This is a genomic window from Alcanivorax sp. HI0083 (genome assembly GCF_001635175.1).
The window spans coordinates 1-7,963 of sequence record NZ_LWFX01000949.1 but is presented as its reverse complement, the minus strand read 5'-3'; the positions used below and the strand labels follow the sequence as shown (position 1 = coordinate 7,963).

Genomic DNA, 7,963 nt, shown 5'->3' with positions numbered 1-7,963 from the left:
CCATAAATTCGCACGCCCCTGTCTCGCAGGGTGGCGGCATCAAAAGCGTCAAAGCCCGCCGTGATCACGACCGGGTTGGCCGGATCACTGAAATCCACAATGCTGATGGAGCCGTCCGGGTCCGTCTGGTAATCGTCGCTGGGCTCGCCCTCATTGGCGGTGAGTACACGGGTTCCATCCGGGGTAAACGCCACCATGTCCGGCTGGGCGCCCACTTGCTGGCTACCTAACAAGGTCAGATCACTGGCCTTATAGAGGGCAACAAAACCGTTGTCCGTTTTGGGATCGGCTTCAATCGCCACGGCCACCAGACCATGGCTGGTAGCGACACTATTCACTTCCGCGCCCGCCGCAATGCCTGCAGCACTGATCGCATTGATCTTGACCGGATTCTCAGGATCGCTCAGGTCCAGTACATCCAGCTCACCCTCTTCCGCATTCACCACAAACAGGCGCTGGCTGGCCGCGTCATAGGCCGGGATCTCGGCGGCGGAAGCATCAAAGCTGCCCGTGGAATAACGGCTCACATAGGACAACCGGATGCTGTCTGGCGTGCGCACCGCTTCATCGACAGCGGCATCAGACTCATTGTTGTCGCCACCACAGGCGGTCAACGCCACCGCCAGCACCACGCTGGCCCCCAGATACAAAGTCTTCATTGAATAACCCCTGCTGTTTATTTTCCCCAAACGAATTGCTTTCAGGGTTTTACAGGTCGTTCATGAAAACGAAGAGACGGGGAGGTGAAGAAATTGTGTCTGTTCTGTTCTGGCATAAAAAAACGCGGCACCTGCCAGGCAGGGCCGCGTTCACCGGATGAAACCAGACTGATTCACATCAGGCGGTTTCGTAATCGTTCTCCTCGAAGTCGGCCATCTGCGCCGCGTACTGGGTGGCGAACCCGGGGTACATGGTGGCGTTGAAACCGTCTTCGGTGAGATACCAGCTCTTGCAGCCGGAATTCCAGTTGGTTTTGGCCAACCGTTTCTGCATGGCCTTGTTGTGCTTGCGCTGCACATCCTCTTTCACATCCAGCACCTTCAGGTCTTCCTGCAGAATTTTCTGCACCCCTTTCACGGCATAATCGAGCTGGGATTCCATATACACCAGCGCGGAATTATGGCCAGGGCCGGAGTTGGGGCCAAAGGTCATGTAGAGGTTCGGATAGCCCGACACATTAATACTCTTATAGGCTTGGGCTCCGCCTTGCCATTCATCGCCCAGGACGCGCCCCTGGCGCCCCTTCACCGGGAAAGGTGTACCTGAATGGCTGACATCGAAACCGGTAGCGAAAACAATACAGTCCACCTGATGCTCGATGCCTTCCACGGTACGGATGCCCTTTTCGCTGATACGGGCAATCGGCCAGGTAATCAGCTTGGCGTTATCCTTCTGCAGTGCCGGGTAGTAATCGTTGGATACCAGCACCCGCTTGCAGCCGATGGTGAAGTCCGGCGTCAGCTGACGACGCAGCCAGCGGTCCTTCACTTGCCGGCGCAAATGCAAGCGCGCCACGCGTTCGGCAATACGGGTCAGCGGCGAGTTCCAGATTACGGCCAGCGCCATACTTTCATGGGTCCAGTAGAGCAGATTGCGCATGGCTTGCTGGCTGGCCGGCAGCTTTTCGAACAGCTTTTTATTCCACTGCGGCGTGGCAAAATCCGGACGCGGCATGACCCAGCCCGGGGTACGCTGAAATACTTTTACATGCTTCGCCTGTTTCACCAGCTCGGGGATAATCTGGATGCCACTGGCGCCGGTGCCGATCACCGCCACTTTCTTGCCCGCGAAATCATAATCATGATCCCAGCGGGCACTGTGGATCTTGTGGCCCTTGAAATCTTCGATGCCCGTAATCGCCGGGAAGCTACAATTGGACAGAGGCCCCTGGGCCATCACCGCAGCACGGCCGGCAAACTTTTCGCCTTTATCGGTGGTCGCGGTCCAGACGCCCTTCTTTTCATCGAAAGACAGGTCTTCCACGTTTTTCTGGAAACGGATATGTGATTCCAGTTTGAACTCGGCCACCAGGTGATGGATATAACCGAGAATTTCCTCGCTGCCCGAAAAGCTGCGCGACCAGTTGGGGTTGGGCGCAAACGAATAGGAATACAGATTGGACGGAATATCACAGGCCGCACCGGGATATTGATTGTCGCGCCAGGTACCCCCCACCGCATTACTGCGCTCCAGAATTACGAAATCTTCAATGCCGGCCTGTTTGAGACGGATGGCCATTCCCAGGCCGGCAAAACCCGCCCCAACGATCAGCACCGATACCGGCTTTACTGCTGGGCTTTTTTTTGCCGCCGTACGCTTGGCCGAGGCAGGACGCTTACGGGGAGCCGTTTTGCGGGCGGTCTTTTTTGGGGAGGCAGAGGATGTGGTCATAACAATATCTCTTCAGCAAACATGAGAGGCTCATCACGCACACCGGGCACCTGATGAGCCGTCATCGGCAACATCAGGCGGTGGGCTGGTAGGTCAGCTCTTTTACCCAGGAAGGTACAGCAGGCAAAGCCCGGCGCGGGATCAGCCCGGTCAGCTTGACCATGCCATCCACCGGCATGTGGTAAGCACGATTGTTGCGGTCCACCACAAACTTGGCATGTTGACGGATCACCTGGAACCAGGGATTGCGGCGGCCATCTTCCGTGCGCCCACCAATTTTTTCGAACTTGGCCATGGCCGCATACAGCCGCTCTTCCGGCAGCCCCATGGTAATAATGTTGTCGCGCATCTTGTTCAACAGAGGCACGTAGGAGGCAATGCCCAGCATCAGGCGCGGGTCCAGCAGCGGCGCCAGCATTTTGGTGGCACCGATAAAGGTTTTGCCGCGCCCCTGCATCTCCATCACGCTGAAACCGACCCCCAGGTGACGCGATTCATCGTCATTGATTTTCTCAAAGGCCTGGTGACAAACCGGATCTTTCACTGTTTCCAGCAGGAAGGTGCAAAGGGCGCCATCCAGGGCGATCTCCAGCATCGGCACCACGGTGCCCAATACATAGACCGGCATCTCATCGCTATAACGGTCCAGCCATTCGATCACCAACCGCAGGTTGATGTTGGGCTCGGGAATTTCATCGCCCTCAAGCATGCCCCAGCGCTTCATCAGTGCCATCTCGGCATTGGCATGGCGCTGCTCTTCCGCATGAAAATAAGTATAAATTTCACGCAGAGTATCAGTGGGAGCTTTCTTGGCCATGGCGGCAAACGCACGGGCACCCACGTGCTCAATCCACATCAGGTCGGCCATGAAATCTTTCAGTTTCGGCCACTGTTCTTCAGTAATCAGTTCCGCGCCGGGGGCATCCCAGTCGATATCTGACAGAGCCCACTGGGTGGATTTGATTTTGGCCAGCATTTTATCAAGATCGATAGATGCCATAATGCTCTCCTGTTATCGCGATACGATGTTTAAACCGTTTTAACGTGAATGCGTTTTATGCTTTTGCAGACGCCAGGCGGCTAAGCAGCCCGGCGCCACGGGTATACGTGGCGGGCAAATAACGCTTTGCTCGCCAGATCATGCGTGCGTCCAGTTGCGGCAGCACATACAACTGCCCCCGGTCCAGCGCCTTAAGCGTGGTCAGCGCCACCCCCTCGGCAGAAACGCCCGTGAGTTCCACAATCTTGTTCATTAGCGGCGTCACCCCGGCATCAATTCGCCCGGCAGTGAAAATATTGGTGTTCACCACCGTAGGGCACAGCACCGTCACGTTAACGCCGGTGCCGGAGGTTTCCGCCGCCAGCGTTTCCGACAGGGCCAGGACCCCGGCCTTGGTTACGTTGTAGGGGCCCATCAAGGGGGCGGCCGCAAAACTGGCGGAGGAGGCCACGTTGATAATGCCGCCTCGCCCCTGGGCTTTCAGACGGGGGGCAAAAACGTGACAACCATGGATCACACCCCACAGGTTGATGCCCATGGTCCAGTGCCAGTCGTCCAGGGAAATGTCGCCCACCGGCTTGCCGCCTACCCCCACGCCGGCATTGTTAATGACCAGATTCACCGGTTCCGGCAATAATGTCTCCGCTTGCTCGGCCAGCGCTTCCACGTCGGCCTGCACGCTGACATCGCACTTCACCGCCCAGGCGCGACCGCCTGTACGGGTAATGCGGTCGGCGGTTTCCTGGGCGGTATCCAGATTGATATCTGCACAGACCACCGCGCTGTTGCGCCGGGCCAGCTCTTCAGCAAAGGCACGGCCAATGCCGCTGCCCGCCCCGGTCACCACAGCAGAGGCGGCATAGGTTATTTTGTTATTACTAGCGAACATGAAGCCTCACTCCCTTGCACCGTTTGCCTTGCCTGCCCCCTGTATCGCAACGCAAGACTTTACTGTTACATTGCTCGGTGTAACAATAAATCGAATGCTTGTTCGGATTCAATTCGGAAATCATCATGGCTCGCAAACCCAAACAACAACGCTCCAAAGCCACCGTCGACGCCATCGTCGAGGCCGCCCTGATTGCCATTGCCCAGCAGGGCCCTTCTGCCACCACGGCGCGGCAAGTTGCCGACATCGCCGGCATCGGCGTGGGCTCCCTGTATGAATATTTCGAGGACAAGGACGCCATCTTCGAGGCTGCGGGTGCACGGTTCGTGGACGACACAGTGGCGATGATCAAACCACTGATTCCAGAGCTGGTGCGGCTGAACATCCGCGATGCGGTGGCCAAGCTTCTATTTACCTTTCGGGATTTTCTCGAGGAGAACAACCAGCTTTACCTGAAATGCGCCCGTCACGCCTTCAGTTTGGACATGGTGATCTATCAGGAGCCCATCAACCGGGCGCTGATGGACCTGTTCACCCAGTATCTGATGCACCACCCGGACATGCTGCGCCTGCCCAATATCCCCGCGCTGGCCTACTTTTATATCAACGGCGGGGTTTTTACCGTGGTTCGTCACCTTTCGGAGCAACAGCCGACACAGGGATTCGATGAGCTGGTCACCGTATTTGGCGACATCCTGGCCAGTTACGCGGAACACAAACTGGGCCTCCCTGAAGCCTGACCCATTTTTCAGTACGCGTTACCGAAGTCCAACCGGGACACCACGTTTCATGCATACACAGCCATAGCGACGGCAAGAGACACTAAAAACACAACGCTTGCCGCCAAAATAACAACAGGAGCCAACATGCAAACGCCCAACCCAGGCACGCCGCCGACCGGCGAATCGCGCATCCCCAACCTGGCGGACTGGCGCTTCAACCGCTACCTGACCATGCAGCTGATGCCGCTGTTCTACCTGCTGCTGATTATCGGGGCGCTAGTGGTCGTAGTGAGCGTCGTCGGCCTGAGCTTCTGGTTCTCCACCCTGGCCGGAATCATCGCGGCGGTGATTGCACCACTGGCGTTTTTAGTGATCGTGGCGGTGATTCGAGCCGCACTGGAATACCTGATCATGGCCCACCGCATTATGCGTATCATCGAACGAATGGATGCCCTGCCCGGCCAGGTGGCGGACCTGTCCGTGCGCGTGGACGGCATTACCGATCACGTGGATCTGCTCAATGATCACGTCAACGACATCCATGAAACCCTGATGCATGTGCGCCCCTTCCTGCGCTCGGCCGGCTTGCCCAGCCGCCTCTTAAATGCCTTCCGGGGCCACCCGGACAAGTAAGGTTTATCGCGAATAAGCCGCACTTTGCCAAACGCCCGGCGCAGGATGCCTGACGCAACCCCCCATAGCCTGAGAGGCTGTCGCTATTGCGATCCCCCCTTTTCAGGAATATTCAGGAAATCATCGGGTACTTGTGCGCAAAGAGCATGGCGGCCAGGATTTTCAGGTTTTGAATACCCGCGTCTGCCGCCGGGCATTCGGCGTCCAGCGGTGGTCAGGGCTGGCAGGCCTGTGCAATACGTCCATATCCGCGCCCGGATTGTCGTTCCCGGTACTGACATCGCCGCAGGGATATCGCACTATTGTGCCCCTGAAAGCGCCCCGCCTTTTTCCGGTGGCGCTCACCGTGTGAGTTGAGGAGTTCCCATGGCCCTACCTGCCTCCCTGCAGAACAGCCTGCAGCTGCCCGTTGTGGCATCCCCCATGTTCATTGTTTCCAACCCGGACCTGGTGATTGCCCAATGCAAAGCCGGCATCGTCGGCTCTTTCCCGGCCCTGAATGCCCGCCCGGCGGAAGAACTGGAAGTGTGGCTCAAGCGCATCACCGAAGAGCTGGATGCCTGGAACCAGGCCAACCCGGACAGCCCTGCCGCCCCGTTCGCGGTGAACCAGATTGTGCACAAATCCAATAACCGGCTGGAGCACGATCTGGAAATGTGCGTGAAGTACAAGGTGCCCATCGTGATTACGTCACTGGGCGCCCGGGTGGATGTGAACGAAGCCATCCACAGCTATGGCGGCCTGGTGTTCCACGACATCATCAACAACTTTTTCGCTAAAAAAGCCATCGAGAAAGGCGCGGATGGCCTGATCGCCGTGGCCTCCGGCGCAGGCGGCCATGCCGGCACCCTGTCGCCACTGGCGCTGGTGCAGGAAATCCGTGAATGGTTTGACGGCCCACTGTTGCTGTCCGGCGCCATTGCCACCGGCGATTCCATTCTTGCCGCCCAGGCCATGGGGGCCGACCTGGGCTACATCGGCTCCGCCTTCATCGCCACCGATGAAGCCAATGCCGACGAACGCTATAAACAGTCCATCGTAGACGGCAGCGCCAACGACATTATCTATTCCAACCTGTTCACCGGGGTGCACGGTAACTACCTGCGCAACTCTATCGAGGCGGCCGGCCTGGACCCGGACAACCTGCCAGAAAGCGATCCGTCAAAAATGGATTTCGGTGATGGCAGCTCCAAAGCCTGGAAAGACATCTGGGGCAGTGGCCAAGGTATTGGTGCGGTGAAAAAAGTCGGCCCGGCCGCCGATTTGATCGCCCGCCTGAAGCAGGAATACTCCGCCGCCCGCCAGCGCATGGAAGGCCTGCCCTGGAAATGAAATAACCGCTGCCTGCCACAAGCCGCAAAGCAATCAGGTTTGTTCTGGTTGTAAATGAAAAAGCCGCGCCCAGATTCTGGACGCGGCTTTTTCATTTACGCTCAACATCAATTCAAGCGCGCTATCGCGCGTCGCCTGCTCAGCCAGTCACAGAGCCGATCATCGACGCCACCAGCCCTTTCTTTTTGCCCTGCTGGTAATTATCAAACTCCAGAATACCGTCATCGATGGCGCCGAAACGTAACTTGGGCAAATCGACCATGTAGTTCTGCACTACCATCCACGGCTGCTTGGAGCCCTGGCGCGGCAAACGGTCATTGGCGCGCTGGATGTAACCGGACTGCATACCAAGGAAGTTTTCGTCGGTGATGCAGTTCTCCTTGTCACGCGGGATCACCGTCTGGGCACCGGTCTTTTCCATATGATTGAGCAGACGGCAGACATACTCACACACCAGGTCCGCTTTCAGGGTCCAGGATGAGTTGGTGTAACCGAACACCAGCGCCATGTTAGGCACATCGCGCAACATCATGCCTTTGTAGACCAGCGACTCACGCGGTTCCACTGGCTTGCCATCGATGGTGCCTTCTACCCCACCGAGCATCTGAATATTCAGCCCCGTGGCCGTGATAATGATATCGGCTTCCAGCTCCTTGCCGGATTTAAGCAGAATACCGGTTTCGGTAAACCGCTCGATGTGATCGGTCACCACTTCGGCCTCACCCCGGCGCAAGGTCTTGAACAAGTCACCATTGGGCACCGCGCACAAACGCTCATCCCACGGATTGTAGCTGGGGCGGAAATGGGTCATATCTACATCATCACCCAGCTGACGCTTGGCGGCAGCCAACAGGGCACGACGAACCAGCTTGGGACGCTGCTTGGACAATTTGAAGATCAGACGCTGAAGGCCGATGTTCCGCGCCCTCGCCAACCGGTAAACCATCATCTCCGGCAGGAAACGACGCATGCCCACCGAGATCGGGTCCACTTCCG

At 57.6% G+C, this 7,963-nt stretch carries 6 protein-coding genes and 2 pseudogenes; 3 read left to right on the top strand and 5 right to left on the bottom strand.

The annotated features are described in order from the left end of the window. The 4 genes and pseudogenes from A3754_RS10645 to A3754_RS10630 all read right to left on the bottom strand — a co-directional run. Window positions 1-659, bottom strand: a pseudogene (locus A3754_RS10645) (alkaline phosphatase); the annotation flags it as partial. 178 nt (window positions 660-837) lie between these two features. Further along, entirely contained in the window at window positions 838-2,391 is a 1,554-nt protein-coding gene (locus A3754_RS10640; RefSeq protein ID WP_063519655.1) for an NAD(P)/FAD-dependent oxidoreductase, read from the bottom strand. A gap of 73 nt (window positions 2,392-2,464) precedes the next feature. Further along, window positions 2,465-3,391 (bottom strand): hypothetical protein, encoded by a 927-nt coding sequence (locus A3754_RS10635; RefSeq protein ID WP_063519654.1) that lies wholly within the window; start codon window positions 3,389-3,391, stop codon window positions 2,465-2,467. A 55-nt stretch (window positions 3,392-3,446) separates the two neighbouring features. Further along, entirely contained in the window at window positions 3,447-4,280 is an 834-nt protein-coding gene (locus A3754_RS10630; protein ID WP_063519653.1) for an SDR family oxidoreductase, read from the bottom strand. Between the two features lie 125 nt (window positions 4,281-4,405). On the opposite strand from A3754_RS10630, the gene A3754_RS10625 reads away from it, so the two are divergent. The 3 genes from A3754_RS10625 (at window position 4,406) to A3754_RS10615 (ending at window position 6,967) form a co-directional block, all read left to right on the top strand. Next, entirely contained in the window at window positions 4,406-5,020 is a 615-nt protein-coding gene (locus tag A3754_RS10625; RefSeq protein ID WP_063519652.1) for a TetR/AcrR family transcriptional regulator, read from the top strand. A gap of 126 nt (window positions 5,021-5,146) precedes the next feature. After that, window positions 5,147-5,635: a DUF4282 domain-containing protein gene (locus tag A3754_RS10620; RefSeq protein ID WP_063519651.1), complete on the top strand. Its 489-nt coding sequence runs from the start codon at window positions 5,147-5,149 to the stop codon at window positions 5,633-5,635. A gap of 366 nt (window positions 5,636-6,001) precedes the next feature. Continuing rightward, a complete protein-coding gene (locus A3754_RS10615; RefSeq protein WP_063519650.1) occupies window positions 6,002-6,967 on the top strand; it encodes a nitronate monooxygenase family protein in 966 nt (321 codons plus the stop codon). 139 nt (window positions 6,968-7,106) lie between these two features. On the opposite strand, the pseudogene A3754_RS27660 reads toward A3754_RS10615, so the two are convergent. Then, window positions 7,107-7,963 (bottom strand): annotated as a pseudogene (locus tag A3754_RS27660) (NAD(P)/FAD-dependent oxidoreductase); the annotation flags it as partial.

Coding starts and splice junctions, on each gene's coding strand:
- A3754_RS10615 (WP_063519650.1), top strand. CDS start 6,002: ATGGCCCTACCTGCCTCCCTGCAGAACAGCCTGCAGCTGCCCGTTGTG.
- A3754_RS10635 (WP_063519654.1), bottom strand. CDS start 3,391: ATGGCATCTATCGATCTTGATAAAATGCTGGCCAAAATCAAATCCACC.
- A3754_RS10620 (WP_063519651.1), top strand. CDS start 5,147: ATGCAAACGCCCAACCCAGGCACGCCGCCGACCGGCGAATCGCGCATC.
- A3754_RS10640 (WP_063519655.1), bottom strand. CDS start 2,391: ATGACCACATCCTCTGCCTCCCCAAAAAAGACCGCCCGCAAAACGGCT.
- A3754_RS10625 (WP_063519652.1), top strand. CDS start 4,406: ATGGCTCGCAAACCCAAACAACAACGCTCCAAAGCCACCGTCGACGCC.
- A3754_RS10630 (WP_063519653.1), bottom strand. CDS start 4,280: ATGTTCGCTAGTAATAACAAAATAACCTATGCCGCCTCTGCTGTGGTG.